At 71.2% G+C, this 14,012-nt stretch carries 11 protein-coding genes, 1 tRNA gene and 1 pseudogene; 2 read left to right on the top strand and 11 right to left on the bottom strand.

What is annotated here, in order from left to right; translation table 11 throughout:
- Positions 1-120 precede the first annotated feature (120 nt).
- From AAH979_RS17340 to AAH979_RS17305, 8 genes are all read right to left on the bottom strand, one after another.
- Positions 121-1,719: an alkaline phosphatase D family protein gene (locus AAH979_RS17340; protein ID WP_346259130.1), complete on the bottom strand. Its 1,599-nt coding sequence runs from the start codon at positions 1,717-1,719 to the stop codon at positions 121-123.
- A 15-nt stretch (positions 1,720-1,734) separates the two neighbouring features.
- A complete protein-coding gene (locus tag AAH979_RS17335; RefSeq protein ID WP_346259129.1) occupies positions 1,735-2,934 on the bottom strand; it encodes an ABC transporter permease in 1,200 nt (399 codons plus the stop codon).
- Complete coding sequence (locus AAH979_RS17330) at positions 2,931-3,608, bottom strand: ABC transporter ATP-binding protein (RefSeq protein ID WP_346259173.1); 678 nt, start codon at positions 3,606-3,608, stop codon at positions 2,931-2,933. Before AAH979_RS17330 ends, AAH979_RS17335 begins: the two co-directional genes overlap by 4 nt.
- 8 nt (positions 3,609-3,616) lie before the next feature.
- Positions 3,617-4,687 carry a peptidoglycan-binding protein gene (locus AAH979_RS17325; protein ID WP_346259128.1) on the bottom strand — a complete coding sequence of 357 codons (1,071 nt, stop codon included), beginning with the start codon at positions 4,685-4,687 and terminating at the stop codon, positions 3,617-3,619.
- Complete coding sequence (locus AAH979_RS17320) at positions 4,684-5,187, bottom strand: hypothetical protein (protein ID WP_346259127.1); 504 nt, start codon at positions 5,185-5,187, stop codon at positions 4,684-4,686. The genes AAH979_RS17325 and AAH979_RS17320 overlap by 4 nt, the downstream gene beginning before the upstream one ends.
- 295 nt (positions 5,188-5,482) lie before the next feature.
- Entirely contained in the window at positions 5,483-6,976 is a 1,494-nt protein-coding gene (locus tag AAH979_RS17315) for a HAMP domain-containing sensor histidine kinase (protein WP_346259126.1), read from the bottom strand.
- Positions 6,973-7,713, bottom strand: coding sequence for a response regulator transcription factor (locus tag AAH979_RS17310; RefSeq protein WP_346259125.1), 741 nt, complete (start codon positions 7,711-7,713; stop codon positions 6,973-6,975). The genes AAH979_RS17315 and AAH979_RS17310 overlap by 4 nt, the downstream gene beginning before the upstream one ends.
- A 688-nt stretch (positions 7,714-8,401) precedes the next feature.
- Positions 8,402-8,710 carry a hypothetical protein gene (locus tag AAH979_RS17305; RefSeq protein ID WP_346259124.1) on the bottom strand — a complete coding sequence of 103 codons (309 nt, stop codon included), beginning with the start codon at positions 8,708-8,710 and terminating at the stop codon, positions 8,402-8,404.
- A gap of 392 nt (positions 8,711-9,102) precedes the next feature.
- On the opposite strand from AAH979_RS17305, the pseudogene AAH979_RS17300 reads away from it, so the two are divergent.
- Positions 9,103-9,352: pseudogene (locus AAH979_RS17300) on the top strand (site-specific integrase); the annotation flags it as partial.
- 204 nt (positions 9,353-9,556) lie between these two features.
- Here the strand turns inward: AAH979_RS17300 and AAH979_RS17295 are convergent.
- Both AAH979_RS17295 and AAH979_RS17290 read right to left on the bottom strand, forming a co-directional pair.
- A tRNA-Pro gene (locus AAH979_RS17295) sits at positions 9,557-9,630 on the bottom strand.
- A gap of 98 nt (positions 9,631-9,728) precedes the next feature.
- Positions 9,729-10,622, bottom strand: coding sequence for a metallophosphoesterase (locus AAH979_RS17290; protein ID WP_346259123.1), 894 nt, complete (start codon positions 10,620-10,622; stop codon positions 9,729-9,731).
- A 25-nt stretch (positions 10,623-10,647) separates the two neighbouring features.
- On the opposite strand from AAH979_RS17290, the gene AAH979_RS17285 reads away from it, so the two are divergent.
- Positions 10,648-11,106: a GatB/YqeY domain-containing protein gene (locus tag AAH979_RS17285; protein WP_346259122.1), complete on the top strand. Its 459-nt coding sequence runs from the start codon at positions 10,648-10,650 to the stop codon at positions 11,104-11,106.
- A 168-nt stretch (positions 11,107-11,274) separates the two neighbouring features.
- Here the strand turns inward: AAH979_RS17285 and AAH979_RS17280 are convergent, their stop codons facing one another.
- Positions 11,275-13,707: a transglycosylase domain-containing protein gene (locus AAH979_RS17280; protein WP_346259121.1), complete on the bottom strand. Its 2,433-nt coding sequence runs from the start codon at positions 13,705-13,707 to the stop codon at positions 11,275-11,277.
- Between the last annotated feature and the right edge of the window lie 305 nt (positions 13,708-14,012).

The raw sequence follows: 14,012 nt of genomic DNA, 5'->3' as shown, positions 1-14,012 counted from the left end.
TTGGCCAGGTAGCACAAGAGGACACGACTTCCGCTTACCGAATCAGCTACCGGTCGTCCGGCTTGCTGCCCAGGAAAAGGATCACGGGAAGATCCACTCCGGGCGGGCCGCGGGCGTCGCTCAGCCCGGCTGGGCCCCCGGCCGGCCGTCCAGTACGACGAAGCGTGCCTCCGTACGGCATTCCGCGTCCGGCGTGACGTACCGGACGCCCTCCGGCGGATACATGCTGCGGACCTCGGTCTCCATCCGCTCCGGAGTCAGCCTGACCGAGAGGTAGCCGTTGCGTTCCGAGCCGAACCTCAGGTGCGGGTTGTGGTCGGCGGCGCCGGTGGTGGTGCCGAAGCTGGGGCTGCTGATCGCCCCGGCCACGAACTCCGTCGCCACCACCCGAGCCGTCGGATCGGCGAAGTCGGCGGGCAGGTCGGCCACGGCGTGATCGTGGATGTCGCCGCTGAACACGACCGGGTTCGAGACGCTCCGGGACCGCAGGTGGTCGAGAATGAGACGTCGGTCCGCGGTGTAGCCGTCCCAACCGTCGGCCTCCATGACGAGCCGGCCGGGATTCTGCTCCTCCGCCATGCGCAGCTCGGCGAAGAGCATCTGTTGGGCGATCAGGTTCCACCGGGTGTCCGACCTGGCGAGGCCGTCGAGCAACCAGGCGCGCTGCTGCGCGCCGAGGATCGTCCGGGCGGGGTCGTCCCGTTCGGCGCAGGTGTCGTCGATCTTCAGGTTGCCGTGTCCGGTCCCGTCGTCACAGGGCTGGTCCGAGCGGTACTGCCGGGTGTCGAGCAGATTGATGGTGGCCAGCTCGCCGACCCGGAGTCGCTGGTACACGCGCAGCGTGGAAAAGTCCGTGGCGCCGGCCGGGCGGCGCATCGGCACGTGCTCGTAGAAGGCCTGGTACGCCGCGGCACGCCGGGCACCGAACGCCGCCACCACGTCCGGATCGCTGGAGGGTTGCGGAACGGGGCCGGCGTAGTCGTTCTTGACCTCGTGGTCGTCCCAGACCGTGCCGAACGGGGCGGCGGCGTGCGCGGCCCGCAGGTCGGGATCGGCGCGGTACTGGGCGTAACGCGCCCGGTATCCGGCCAGGTCGACCGGCTCCCCGCCGAGCAGCGGCCGGACGTCCCGGTCGCCCCGGGGCGGGTACTCGTAGATGTAGTCGCCGAGGAACAGGACCAGGTCGGGCCGTTCGGCGGCCAGTGAGCGGTAGGCGGTGTAGTAGCCGGTCTGGTAGTTCTGGCAGCAGGCGACCGCGAAGCGCAGCGCCGAGGGCGACGATCCGGGCGCCGGCAGGGTCCGGGTCCGGCCGATCTCGGAAAGGTGACCGTCGACCCGGAACCGGTACCAGTACTCCCGGTGGGCGCCGAGCCCGCGCGGCTCGACGTGCACGGAGTGCCCCAGTTCCGGCCTGGCCGCGCAGACTCCACGCTGGACCACCGTCCGCAGGTGTGGATCGGTCGCGATCTCCCAGTACACCTCCACGGGCCGGGCCGGCATGCCGCCGTCCCGGTCGAGCGGTCGCGGCGCGAGGCGGGTCCACAGCACCACCGCGTCGGAGGTCGGGTCGCCCGAGGCGACTCCGAGCGTGAACGGGTAGCCCAGCGTACGGGTGCGGGCCGTCACGGGGGCCGGCACCAGCGCCGCCAGCCCGGTTGCGGCGGCGGAGCCCAACAGGGCACGCCGGGTCAGCACGGGTCGGGAGTCGAACGTAGACATGATCACGTCCTTCGGTCAGATGGTGGACAGGGTGACGGTCGGCGAGAGCCGAGCCGCCCGCATGGCGGGGTAGATGCCGGCGAGGGCGCCGATGAGCAGCGTCACCGACACCGACCCGGCGACGGCCCAGGCGGGCACGACCACGGGCAGGTTTCGGGCCAGGGCGTACCACGTGGTGACCACGGCGCCGAGCAGGGTGCCCGCGCCGCCGCCGAGCAGGGACAGCAGCACCGACTCGGCCAGGAACTGGGACCTGATGTGGGTTCTCGTCGCGCCGAGCGAGCGGCGCAGGCCGATCTCACGGCGCCGCTCCAGCACGGAGACGATCATCGTGTTGGCGATCCCGACGGCGCCGACGACGAGGGCCACCGCACCGAGCCCGAGCAGCAGACCGGTGAACGCACCGACCGCCGCCGCCCGGGCGGCGAGCGCGTCGGACGGCCGGCTGACGGTGACCTGCTCGGGGTACTCCGGATTCACCGTACGCGGCAGCAGGGCACGCACGGTCGGCACGGCGTCGGCTGCCGAGCGGACGTAGATCGTCGTGGGGTGACCGTCGAAGGCGAGCAGGTCGACGGCCACGGACCAGCCGACGAGGGCCGCCCGGTCCAGGCCGGGCGCGAGCGGGACCGGCGCGAGCACTCCCAGTACGGTGAACCAGCGCTCTCCCAGCCAGACCTGGGCGCCGGGCGAGTCGATCCCGAGCTGCTCGGCGGCGATGCTGCCGAGCACCGTCGTCGGATAGCGCGCGGTCGCCTCGTTGAGCCAGGTGCCCGCGTCGAGGGTGCCGCGCAGGGTGACGGGCAGATCCAGGGTTACGGCGCGTACCGATATCCCGCCGGTCTGCTCGGCGGGGACCTGGTCGGTGCGGTACACGCTGGCCTTGAGGTCGCCGACGGCGCTCGCGGCGTCCACCCCGGCGACCCGGCCTACCATCGACAGCGACTGGGGTGGGAGTTCCGCGTTCTCCCCGGAGAGTGACTGGCCCGGCTTGACGGTCAGCAGGTTGGTACCAAGCCGATCGAGCTGACGGAGGAGATCCGCCTGACTGGACGAGGAGATACCGACCACCGCGACCATGGAGGCGATGCCGATGGCGATCCCGAGCGAGGCGAGGACGGCCCTCAGCGGGCGTGCCCGCATCCCGGCGACGCCAAGTCGGAGCAGGTCAGCGGCCGTCTGCCGGGCGGGCGGCAGCGTGGAAGCCGCAGTCATGGTCGGTACTCCTCACTGATGTCGGCCACGATCTGGCCGTCCCGCACCTGGATCTGCCGCTGCGCCGCGGCTGCCACATCGGTCGCGTGGGTGATGATCACGACGGTCGTACCGGCCGCGTGCAGCTTCCGCAGCAGGGCCAGGACGCCTGCCCCGGCGGCGGTGTCGAGGTTTCCGGTGGGCTCGTCGGCGAGCAGCAGCGGTGGTTCGCCGACGACGGCCCGAGCCACCGCGACCCGCTGTTGCTCGCCGCCGGACAACTGGGCCGGCCGGTGGGTGAGTCGACGCTCCAGCCCGACCTGGCGGAGCGCCTCGGTCGCCCTGGCCCGCCGCGTGCTCCGGGGCGTGCCGGTGTAGAGCAGGCCGTCGGCCACGTTGTCCAGCGCGGACATCGCGGGGGCGAGGTGGAACTGCTGGAAGACGAAGCCGATGCGGTGCGCCCGCAGCGCGGAGAGTTGCCGATCGGACAGCGTGCCGGTGAGCTGACCGGCGACCCGGACGGTCCCGCTGGTCGGCCGGTCCAGGGTGCCGATGATGTTCAGCAGGGTGGACTTTCCCGAACCGGACGGGCCGACGATCGCCACCATCTCACCGGACATGATCGTCAGGTCGATGCCGCGAAGCGCGCCCACGCCCCCGGGGTAGCGCCGCCGCACCGCCGACAGTTCGACCATCGGGGTGGTCATGACGCCGGCACCCGTACCTGCGCGCCCTCGGTCAGGTCGCTGTCGGTGATCTCCACTCGACCACCGGCGAACATCCCGACCCGTACCGGCACCGTACGGGCCGTCCCCGCCTGGACCACCTCGACGGCGTAACCGCCCTCGCGCATCGCCAGCAGCGCCTCGACCGGCACCGACAGCACGCCGGCGCGGGTCTGGCTCCTGAGCGCGACCACGACCGGCGTCTGGTCCGGGACCTGGACCTTGCTCTGGTCGTCCAGGCCCAGCTCCGCCGAGATGGTGGCCGGGACGTCGGTGCCCCCGTCGTCGGCGGAGTCGGCCGTTCCGTCGGCAGCGGCGACCAGACCGACCTCGTCGATCCTGGCGGGCACGTCGACTCCGCCGGGCAGACGTACCGTGACCTCGGCGCCCTGGCCGAGAAGGTGCTGGTCGGCCACGTCCACTCTGATCGTGACCACCCGCTGGGTACTGCCCACGGTGAGGAGTCCGGCAGCCGGGCGCACCCGCGCGCCAACCGTCACGGCAGCGGCGACGACACGGACGTCCTGGGGCAGGAACACCACCCGCTCCACCCCGACGCTGCCGGTCGCCGGGACGCCGAGCCTGGCCTGCCACGCCCGCACCGCCCGCGCGGTCGCCGCCGTGAAGCGCCGGTCCACCGTCAGCCCTGCGCCGTGCCCCAGGGCCCGCAGTCCCGCCTCCAGCTGGGCGACGTCCGGCCCGTCCGGCACGCCCGGGGCCAGCGTCCGGTACATCGGTACGCTGCCGCGCAGCAGCACGGTCGGCATGCGATCCAGGGAGTAGAGCGAGTGTCCGGCCTTGACGACCGTGCCGGCGCTGGCGACCGCGGTGACGGTACCCGCCCGTACCGCGGTGAGCGTGCGCTGGTCGGCGAACCGCACCGTTCCGGTGACCGTCTTCGTGTCCACCAGATCGGTGCGGAGGACCGGCGCCGTCGCGTCGTTCTTGACCGTCGGCGCGGGGTCGGACTCGGCCGCCCTGGTCGCCACGGCGACCCCGGCGAGGACCGTGCCGAGCACCACCGCCCCGATGAGGAGGAGCCGCCTCATCGGGCGCCCACGCCGGCGCCGGGCAGGAGCGACCGGCACGCCTGCTCCGCGTCGACATACAGTGACGACTTCGGATCGGTTCGCGGAGCGAGCGTGACCTCGCCGTTCGCATCCGCCACCGGATCGGGCAGGTCGACGCCGCGTTCCCGCATGCAGCGCGCGAAGTCGAGGTACTTGGCCATCACCTCCGGGTCCGATGCGTTCGGCCGATCACCCGCCGCCGCCTGGACGTACTGCCGGCAGGCCTGCTGCGCCTGCTCCAGCGTCTCCGCGCTGATCCCCTCGGTGTCGGCGGCGAACCGGCCGCTCTCCCGAGGGTCCTCCACCGTGACGCCGTGTTCCCGCATGCACCGCATCCAGTTGGCCAGGTTCTCCCCGCTGCCCGGAGTGGCGCTGGCGGCCGCCTCGTCGCCGGTGCTGCCGGTACCGGCACCGCAACCCGCCGCCGCCGTCGCCAGCACGACGCCGAGAATCAACCCGGCCCGTCGAAGTCGTGTCATCGAACAACCTCCCGCCGGATATCCCGCTCCGGACCCGCGGTCGCGCCCACCTGGGCACGTGTCCACGGTGGATGGCCAACCTGACCCGTCCCGGACCGCCGGCCGAAGGTTTCCTTACCGCCGCGGCCGATGCCGGCCGGGCCAGGCGCCCGTGAGGACTCCGGTTGGCCGGGCGGGGGTGTCCGTGAGGGACCGCTGTCGGCCAGGCGAGGCGTCCGTGAGGGACCGCGGTCGGCCAGGCGAGGCGTCCGTGAGGACCGCCCGGCGCGGGGCCGGCATGGCGCCCGAGGCCGGGTCAGCCCGGCGCGAGGGGCAGCGTCACCCGGAAGGTCGCACCCTGCCCGGGCGCGCTGACCACAGTGACGGTGCCACGATGTGCCGCCACCAACGCGGCGACGATGGCCAGCCCGAGCCCGCTGCCGCCGCTGCGCCCACCGCCCCGGTCCGGTCGGGGCCGGCCGCGATCGACCCGGTAGAAGCGTTCGAAGACCCGCTCGGCCTGGTCGCCCGCCAGGCCCGGCCCCTGGTCGGCCACCTCCAGCACCGCCGCCGGTGCCCCCGCCAGCGTCCCGGCCCCCAGGCGCACCGACACCGGTGTTCGCGCCGGGGTGTGCACCAGCGCGTTGCTGGTCAGGTTGCCGATGACCTGGCGCAGCCGGGCGTCGTCACCGCGCACCAGGTACGCCGCCCCGTCGTCCGCGGTCAGCGTGATCCGGCGGTCCGGCCCGAGCACCGCCGCCTCGCGTACCGCGTCGACGACCAGGGCGAGCAGGTCGACCGGGTGCTGCGCCAGGGGACGTTGCTCGTCCAGCGCGGCCAGTAGCAGCAGATCGTCGACGAGCAGTGCCATCCGTTCCGTGGTCGTCTCGATGTGCGTCAGCACCCGCGCCGCGTCGTCCGGGTCGGCGGGTCCCCGCCGCCGCAGTTGCTCGGCGAATCCTCTGATCACGGTCAGCGGCGTACGCAGTTCGTGGCCCGCGTCGGCGATGAACCGGCGCATCCGCTCCTCCGACCGGCGGGCGCTGGCCTCCGAGGCCTCTCTCGCCCGGGCGGCCGACTCGATCTGGGTCAGCATCCCGTTGAGCGCGCGCCCCAGCCGGCCCACCTCGGTGGCCGACGTGGTGCCGCCGTCGACGCGTCTCGAGAGGTCACCAGCGGCGATCGCCTCGGCGGTGCGCTCGATTCCCGCGAGCGGGCGCAGACTGGCCCGGACGATCGCGGCACCGGCCGCGGCCAGGGCCAGCACGGTCGCGCCGCCCGTCGCCAGGACGACGTTGATGAGGGTCGACACCGTACGGCGCAGATCCGCCAGACTCATCGCCACGACGACGGTGTGCGTACCGTCGCCGGGCGGCAGGGCCAGCACCCGCCAGCTCTGGTCTCCGGAACGCGCCGGTACGGTGACGGGTCGATTCGGCCGTGCCACCGCGGCTCGTAGCCGGGCCGGGTGGGGCGCGGAACCGGCCGGGTCGGGCGCGGGCGTACCGGACCGGGGGTTTCCGGCACTGTCGACCAGCATCACCACGACGTCGCTGGGGACCCGCACCAGCAGTACGCCGTCGGGCGCCGGGCGGTCGTCGGTCAGGTCGTCAGCCACCCGGGCCGCCGCGTCGCGCAGTTGGACATCGACCCGCCCGAGCAGGTAGGTGTGCAGCCCCGCGACGGTGGCCACGCCCATGACCGTCAACGCGACCGCCACCAGCAGCGCCGACGCCGCGGTCAGCCTGAATCGCAGTGTGGTGCCGCCCCGCAAGCGTGGTGGCCGCCCCGGACCGGAGCGCGCGATCATCGGGCGTCCGGGGGTCTCCGGAGCGCGTAGCCCACACCGCGGATGGTGTGGATCAACGGTGGGTCGGCGATGTCGACCTTGCGGCGCAGCGCCGACACGTACTTCTCGACGATCCCGCTGTCACCGCCGAAGTCGTACCGCCAGACGTGGTCGAGGATCTGCGCCTTGGACAGCACCCGGCCCACGTTCGTCATCAGGTACCGCAGCAGGGCGAACTCGGTCGGTGACAGCGCCACCGGGAGACCCTGCCGCCACACCTCGTGGGTCTCCTCGTCCAGCTCGATCCCGCCAACCGCGAGCCGGACGGGCACCGGACACCCACCGTCGCGGAATCGCCGCAGCACCGCCCGGATCCGTGCCAGCAGTTCCTCGAAGCTGAACGGCTTCGCGACGTAGTCGTCGGCCCCGAGCGTCAGCCCGCGTACCAGGTCGTCGACCGCACCACGCGCCGTCAGGAACAGCACCGGAACCCGATCGCCGCCGGAACGCAGCCGCCGGACCACCTCGAACCCGTCCAGATCCGGCAGCATCACGTCCAGCACGACCAGGTCCGGCCGGCATCGCCGGGCGGCGTCGACCGCCTGCGCCCCGGTGGACGCCGCCGCCACGTCGAAGCCCGCGTACCGGAGGCTGCTACCGAGCAGCTCCCGGATGTCCGGCTCGTCCTCCACCACCAGGAGCCGCGCCTCCGGCCGGCGCGGGACGGCGCCGGGCAGCGCCGCCGCCGTCACCGCCATCGCGTCGCCGCCGGCCCCGCCGCCCCGCCGGGGACCGTCGTCGCCGTCTCGTCGTAGCGCACACCGGGGGATCCTGCCGGGCCGAGCTGACTGGCGGCCGAACACTTCCTGACCGCTTCCTGAGAAGCCGTTGCGGACCACTATTCCCGGGGCCGTTCCGAGAAGCCGTTCCCGACCGCGTTCCCGTAGCCGTGCCCGAGTAGCTGCTTCCGAGTAGCCGTGCCCGAGTAGCTGCATCCGAGTAGCCGTCCGAGAGGTCGGGCCAGGCAAGGCAACGGCGGGGCGCTCCCGGGAGGAGGGCGGGACGCCGCAGGCAGCGGCCCGGGGGCCTCAGCTCGCCTCGCCCGCGGCGCTGAACGAGCGGAGCCGGTCGATCGCCAGCACGGTGCAGCCGACCGTTGACCGCGCCGAGGCGTACAGCGCGCCGTAGCTCCCGCTCCCCCCGCTCCCCGCTCGACCGCGCGATTCTCCGTCGGGTCGGATCGGCTCGGATGAGTGGCGGCACTGGTGCAGGCGGAAATCGCCGAAATGATTTGGTAATTCACGTACAGGTGGCCCCGGGTCGCTCCTCAACGAGAAGCAACCAGGGGCTCGCTGCGACATCGCCGCTATCCGTTTTTCCCGTCTCGGCGTTTGAGCGACGTGCTTACCGCTGCTGCCGGAAACGGGAGTGGCCGACCGGATGCGACTAGCAGGTGGCGGTGCTCTGGTACTGGTTGATGCGATATCCGGCGGTGTTGGACTCGTACGCGGTGAAGCTGCGGGTGGCCCTCGGCGAGATCGAGTAGCAGGAGCTGTCCGGGCCGTTGTTCACCACGACCTTGCGCTTCACCGTACCCGAGCTGCAGTTGAAGAAGCCCCACGTCCACTTGCGTTGCCAGGTCGTGTCCGAGATGTGACGCCACGAGTCGTACGTGACACTGACTCCGCAGGCGTAGGCCGGAGTTGGCACGGCGAGTGCTCCGGCGACGGCGAATGTACTGAACGCGACTGCCAACGACTTTCGGCCGACCTTCGACAAGGCGGTTCCTCTCCACTGGTCGAGCCCTCGGTGATCACCGGGCCCTGTTGGCGCATATGTTCGCATCCGCGCATACGGTTTTTCGCCGATCGATGTGGAACCAGAGCGAATCTTGAGGTTGGCGACCGCATGCTCGGCAGGTACCGTGCCAGAACCCTGTCGTACAGGCTGTGAGCTCGAATTCTCTCGACCAAGTCGGTGATCGTCGGTATGGTCGTGCGGTTGCCGTACTCGGGGATGGGCCGCTTGTTCAGCGGTTTGGGGTTACGGTCAGGGCGGCCGACGCCCAGATCAGGCGGCCCGCTCAGTCGGCGAGGACCTGGACGTTGACGCCGTGCCGCCGGTGCTTGCCGGAGAAAGTTCCTGTGCAAGTCGCCGAGGACCGCCCGTCAGCCGCCAGAGGCGCAAAGGTCGTCCTCGGACAGATGCTCGCCCTGGCCGTCCGTCGTGGCGCACTGACGACCAACCCCACCCGCGAGACTGGTCGACTACGTAACCCGAGCCCGCAAGGTGGTCGCCCTAGAAACGGAGCAACTGGACGGCGTTCGCTCGGCCATCGGGAAGTGGCAACAGCCCACGCCGGGCAAGTCGGGACCTCGGCCAACCGCTGACCTGGCGACAAGGGCGCTGAGGACCCTGATCATGGACCGTCGAGGCCGCGTAGCCCAGCGGACGCCTGGCGCTTCCGCATCACGGGGCAGCGCACCCGCTGACGAACGTGGTCGCGTCCTGTTGTTTGTGGGGGTTCGGGGGTGACTCACAATCCCATAGATAGTCATGAGGCCCTGACCTGCGTTTCCGCTGGTCAGGGCCTCACCTTTGTCGGGGTGGCCGGATTCGAACCGACGACCTCTTCGTCCCGAACGAAGCGCGCTACCAAGCTGCGCCACACCCCGAGGCGTGCCGAGCAATAGTAGCCCACCCGCCCCGCCGGGCAAATTCGGTATCCCGCCCGGTGCGTCCCGGCCCACACCGGCCGCTGAGCGCGGGCAGGTCAGCGCGGGATCAGGGTCAGCAGCGACGCCTCCGGTCGGCAGGCGAACCGTACCGGGGCGGTGGGGTGGGTACCGAGGCCGGCGGATACGTGCAGCCAGGCGTCCGTCTCGGGCCAGCGGTGCAGGCCGCGGGCCATCGAGCGGGGCAGCCCGCAGTTGGTGGTCAGCGCGCCGACCAGCGGGACCCGGACCTGGCCGCCGTGGGTGTGGCCGGCGAGCAGCAGGGTGAAGCCGTCGGCGGCCATCTCGTCCAGCACCCGGGGCTCGGGCGAGTGGGTGACCCCGATGGCGAGGTCGGCCTGCGGCGGGACCTGCCCGGCGACCGAGGCGTAGTCGTCCCGTTCGACGTGCGGGTCGTCGACGCCGACCAGCTCGATCTGCCGGCCGCCGGCCTTGATCGACGTACGGGCGTTGTTCAGGTCCGCCCAGCCGGCGCCGACCAGCACCTCCCGCAGGTCCTCGGCGGGCAACTCGACGCCCTGCACGTACTCCCGCTCGGGCAGCAGGTAGCTGAACGGGTTCTTCCAGACCGGTCCCCGATAGTCGTTCGAGCCGAACACGAAGGCACCGGGGTAGTCGAGCATCGGTTGCAGCGCCCGCAGCGCCCCGGGAACCGCGTCGGGGTGTGCCAGGTTGTCCCCGGTGACCACCACCAGATCCGGGTCGGTGGCGGCCAGCGAGGCGACCCAGGACTGCTTGCGGCGCTGGTCCGGCATCATGTGCAGGTCCGAGAGGTGCAGGATGCGCAGCGGCTCGGCGTCGGTGGCGAGCACGGGTACGTCGTACCGGCGCAGGGTGAACATGTTCCGCTCGACGAGCGAGGCGTACGCCAGGGCGGCACCGCCCGCGACGGCCATACCGGCGGCCAGCCGGAATACTGTGCGCTTTCGCATGCCGCTCAGGGTAGTTTGACCGTCCATGGGCACCTTGAAGGACCTCCTGACCGCGGACATGCGTACCGCGCTGAAGGCTCGTGACGAGCTGACCACCTCGACGCTGCGGATGGCGCTGGCGGCGATCGGCACCGCCGAGGTCGCCGGCAAGGAGAAGCGGGAGCTCTCCGACTCCGAGGTGCTGGCGGTGCTCACCAAGGAGGCCAAGAAGCGCCGCGAGGCGGCCACCGCCTTCGGCGACGCCGGGCGGGCCGAGCAGGCGGAGCGGGAGCGGGCCGAGGGCGAGGTGCTGGACCGGTACCTGCCGAAGCAGCTCGCCGACGAGGAACTGACCGAGCTGGTCGCGGGTGCGCTGGCCGCCGGCGGGTTCACCGAGCGCGGCCAGATGGGCCCGGCGATGAAGGCGGCCCAGGCCGCGGTGGCGGGCCGGGCCGAGGGCGGTCGGGTGGCCGCGGAGGTACGCCGGCAGCTCGGCGCCGGCTGACGGCCGCGCGCCAGCCCAGCGGGTCGCGGGCGACACCGCACGAAGACGGCGAACTCGCGACAGTCGATGCGCGACGGGCGGGCATCCCCAGACTGGGGATGCCCGCCCGTTGTCGTCGTGACTGTTCGGCGCGGCGTCAGCCGGTGGGCTGCACCACGACCGATCGGCTCAGCGGCGGCCGGGTGGCCGGGGGCCGCCGGGGCCGCCGGGACCCCCGGCCCCGGGACCGCCGGGGCCACCGGCCGGCGCCTTGCCGTTGCTGACCTCGACGACCACCGTCCCACCCTTGATCGTCCGACCGTCGGGGCTGGTGCCGGCCGCCGTGCCGGCCGGGCAGGTCGAGTCGACCTGGCCGCCGACCTCGGCCTCGAAGCCCGCGCCCCTGATCCGGGAGAGGGCGGACTGGACCGGCTGGCACTTGACGTTCGGGATGCTCCGCTGGTCGCCGTTGACGATCTTCCCGCCGGGCGGAGTGAACTGGATCGAGGGCTTGCCTTTCATCGCGTCCCGGAGCGTCTGGTAGACGGCGTGGTTGACGCCGCCCGGCTCGTTGTGCCCCATGTTCTGCGTGGTCTCGGCCCAGTCCGGGTCGGCGAGGATGCCGGCGACCGCGAGCTGCTTGGTCATCACGACCAGCGAGGCGGTCTTCTCACTGTCGGTGGTACCGCTCTTGCCGGCGACCGGCTTGCCGACGATGCCCCGGACGTTTCCGGCCGTACGCCCCTTGCAGCGTGAGGTCGACGAGTTGTCGCCGACCGGGCAGCGGGCCGCGTCCACGGCCGCCCGAGCCACCTCGGGCTTGATGTTCTGGGAGCAGCGCGGGTTGGCGATGTCGAGCTTGTTGCCCTCCTGGTCCCGGATCAGCTGCACCGGGATCGGCTCACAGTACTTGCCGTCGGCGGCCAGCGTGGCGTACGCGTTGGCCAGCTCCAGCGGGGTCGTCTGGGAGACGCCGAGGGTGAACGCGCCCCAGCCGTTCGCCATCTGCTTGGTGGCGGCGAAGTTGGCGTCGTTACTGGCCCGGAACGTGATGCCCATTCGCTTCGCCGCGTCCACCACCTTGGCCGCGCCGACCCGCTCCTGTAGCGGCACGAAGTAGGTGTTCACCGAGGCACCGAACGCGCTCCACATGTTGTGTACGCCCGCCATGCTCGCGCTGGCGTTCTGCGGGCAGTACTTGTTGGTGCCGGGACAGGCGGCCGGGGAGTTGTATTCGACGATGTACTTCGTCTGGGCGACCGGCTTGGCGTTGATGGTGGTCTCCAGCGGGTAGCCGTTCTCCAGCGCCGCCACCACAGTGAAGATCTTGAAGGTCGAGCCGGCCTGGTAGCCGGTGATGTCGCCGCCGCCGGTCAGCAGCGGGTTGGTGGTGTTCGGGTAGGTACCCCGGATCTTCTTCTTCTTTTTCGCCGGGTTCGTGCTGATCTTGTTCGCCGGCTTGTTCGGGTCGTCGAGCTTGTAGTTCCGGTTCACCGCCAGCGCGCGGACCCGTCCGGTGCCGGGCTCGATCGCCGCCACCATCATGGCTTCCTTCTTGCCCGTCTTGACGTTGCGCTCGACGGCCCTCTTGGCCGCGTCCTGCGTCTTGGCGTCCAGGGTGGTGACGACGGTGTAGCCGCCGCTCTTGAGCCGCCGCTCCCGGTCGTACTGGGTGCGGCCGAAGGTCTCCTGCTGCATCCACCAGCGGTAGAAGAAGTCGCAGAAGAAGCCCCAGTCGTTCTTGCCGACGTCGACGCAGCCGTTCGGGGTGCGCTTGTCCTTGACGACAAGCTTGATCGCCTTGGCCTTCTCGGCCTCCTCCAGCGTGATCGCCTTGGTCTCGACCATCTGGTCGAGGACCCAGTTGCGCCGGTTGAGCGCCTCCGGGTAGCCGCTCTTGGTGGTCGGGTCGTTGTCCGACGGGGCCTTGACCATCCCGGCCAGCATCGCCGCCTCTTCGAGCTTCAGGTTCTTCGGGTGCTTGCCGAAGTACACCTGGCTGGCGGCGAAGATGCCGTACGCACCGTTGCCGAACGGGGCGATGTTGAGGTAGCCCTCCAGGATCTGGTCCTTGGTCAGGTCGGCGTCGAGTTGCAGGGCGTACCGCATCTCGCGGACCTTCCGGATGCTGGTGTCCTCAGTGGCCGCCACGACGTCCTGCGGATGCGTCGCCGAGTAGGCGATGGTGAGCCGGACGTACTGCATGGTGAGCGTGGACGCACCCTGGGTGGTGACCCCGGCCTGGTTGTTGGCCACGAACGCCCGGGCGACGCCGTTGACGTCGACGCCGTTGTGCTCGTAGAAGCGCTTGTCCTCGGCGGCGATCAGCGCCTGCGCGACCACCGGCGCGACATCCTTGAGCGGCACGTCGCGGCGGTTCTCGTCGTACATGGTGGCGAGCGGGGTCTTGCCGTCAGAGGCGTAGAGGTAGCTGATCTGCGGGGCCTTCTTGACGGTCAGCTCGGTGGGCAGCTTGTCGAACGTCTCCGCGCCGGCCTTGGCGGCCAGCCCGGACATCGCCACTGCGGGGAACGCGGCCGCGGCAACCACCACACCGGCCAGCAGCCCACAGATCAGCAGCGACGCGGCGTTGGTGAAGACATTGTGGTCACGCTTCCGCATCCAGGTCACCTCGACAGGGTACGTGAATCGACACAGAGGTCGCGCCCTGCGTACTTTCCCCATTTCCTGCGGGCGCTGGCCTCGTTGTGTTAAACGCACGACCCCTGGTGCGCGGTTGCGGGCTCCTTGCTGCAGAGTCTCCTCCCTCCGGGAAGTCTCCGCAGCGTTTTCGCTGATCGCGGCCGGGTAGTCAGGGCCGGATTGCCGGACGAAGGGCCAAGGAATGTCCGGGTTGACGGATTTGGCTAACAACGTTGCGTAATCAGTTGACTACAGAGCATGATGGTCGAGCGAGAGAAACGCAT

It is taken from the genome of Plantactinospora sp. ZYX-F-223 (assembly GCF_039649625.1).
Taxonomy (GTDB): Bacteria; Actinomycetota; Actinomycetes; order Mycobacteriales; family Micromonosporaceae; genus Plantactinospora.
The sequence above is the reverse complement of the archived record's forward strand: the minus strand, read 5'-3'. Positions and strand labels throughout refer to the sequence as shown.

Coding starts and splice junctions, on each gene's coding strand:
- AAH979_RS17315 (WP_346259126.1), bottom strand. CDS start 6,976: ATGATCGCGCGCTCCGGTCCGGGGCGGCCACCACGCTTGCGGGGCGGC.
- AAH979_RS17310 (WP_346259125.1), bottom strand. CDS start 7,713: ATGGCGGTGACGGCGGCGGCGCTGCCCGGCGCCGTCCCGCGCCGGCCG.
- AAH979_RS17340 (WP_346259130.1), bottom strand. CDS start 1,719: ATGTCTACGTTCGACTCCCGACCCGTGCTGACCCGGCGTGCCCTGTTG.
- AAH979_RS17280 (WP_346259121.1), bottom strand. CDS start 13,707: ATGCGGAAGCGTGACCACAATGTCTTCACCAACGCCGCGTCGCTGCTG.
- AAH979_RS17335 (WP_346259129.1), bottom strand. CDS start 2,934: ATGACTGCGGCTTCCACGCTGCCGCCCGCCCGGCAGACGGCCGCTGAC.
- AAH979_RS17290 (WP_346259123.1), bottom strand. CDS start 10,622: ATGCGAAAGCGCACAGTATTCCGGCTGGCCGCCGGTATGGCCGTCGCG.
- AAH979_RS17320 (WP_346259127.1), bottom strand. CDS start 5,187: ATGACACGACTTCGACGGGCCGGGTTGATTCTCGGCGTCGTGCTGGCG.
- AAH979_RS17325 (WP_346259128.1), bottom strand. CDS start 4,687: ATGAGGCGGCTCCTCCTCATCGGGGCGGTGGTGCTCGGCACGGTCCTC.
- AAH979_RS17285 (WP_346259122.1), top strand. CDS start 10,648: ATGGGCACCTTGAAGGACCTCCTGACCGCGGACATGCGTACCGCGCTG.
- AAH979_RS17330 (WP_346259173.1), bottom strand. CDS start 3,608: ATGGTCGAACTGTCGGCGGTGCGGCGGCGCTACCCCGGGGGCGTGGGC.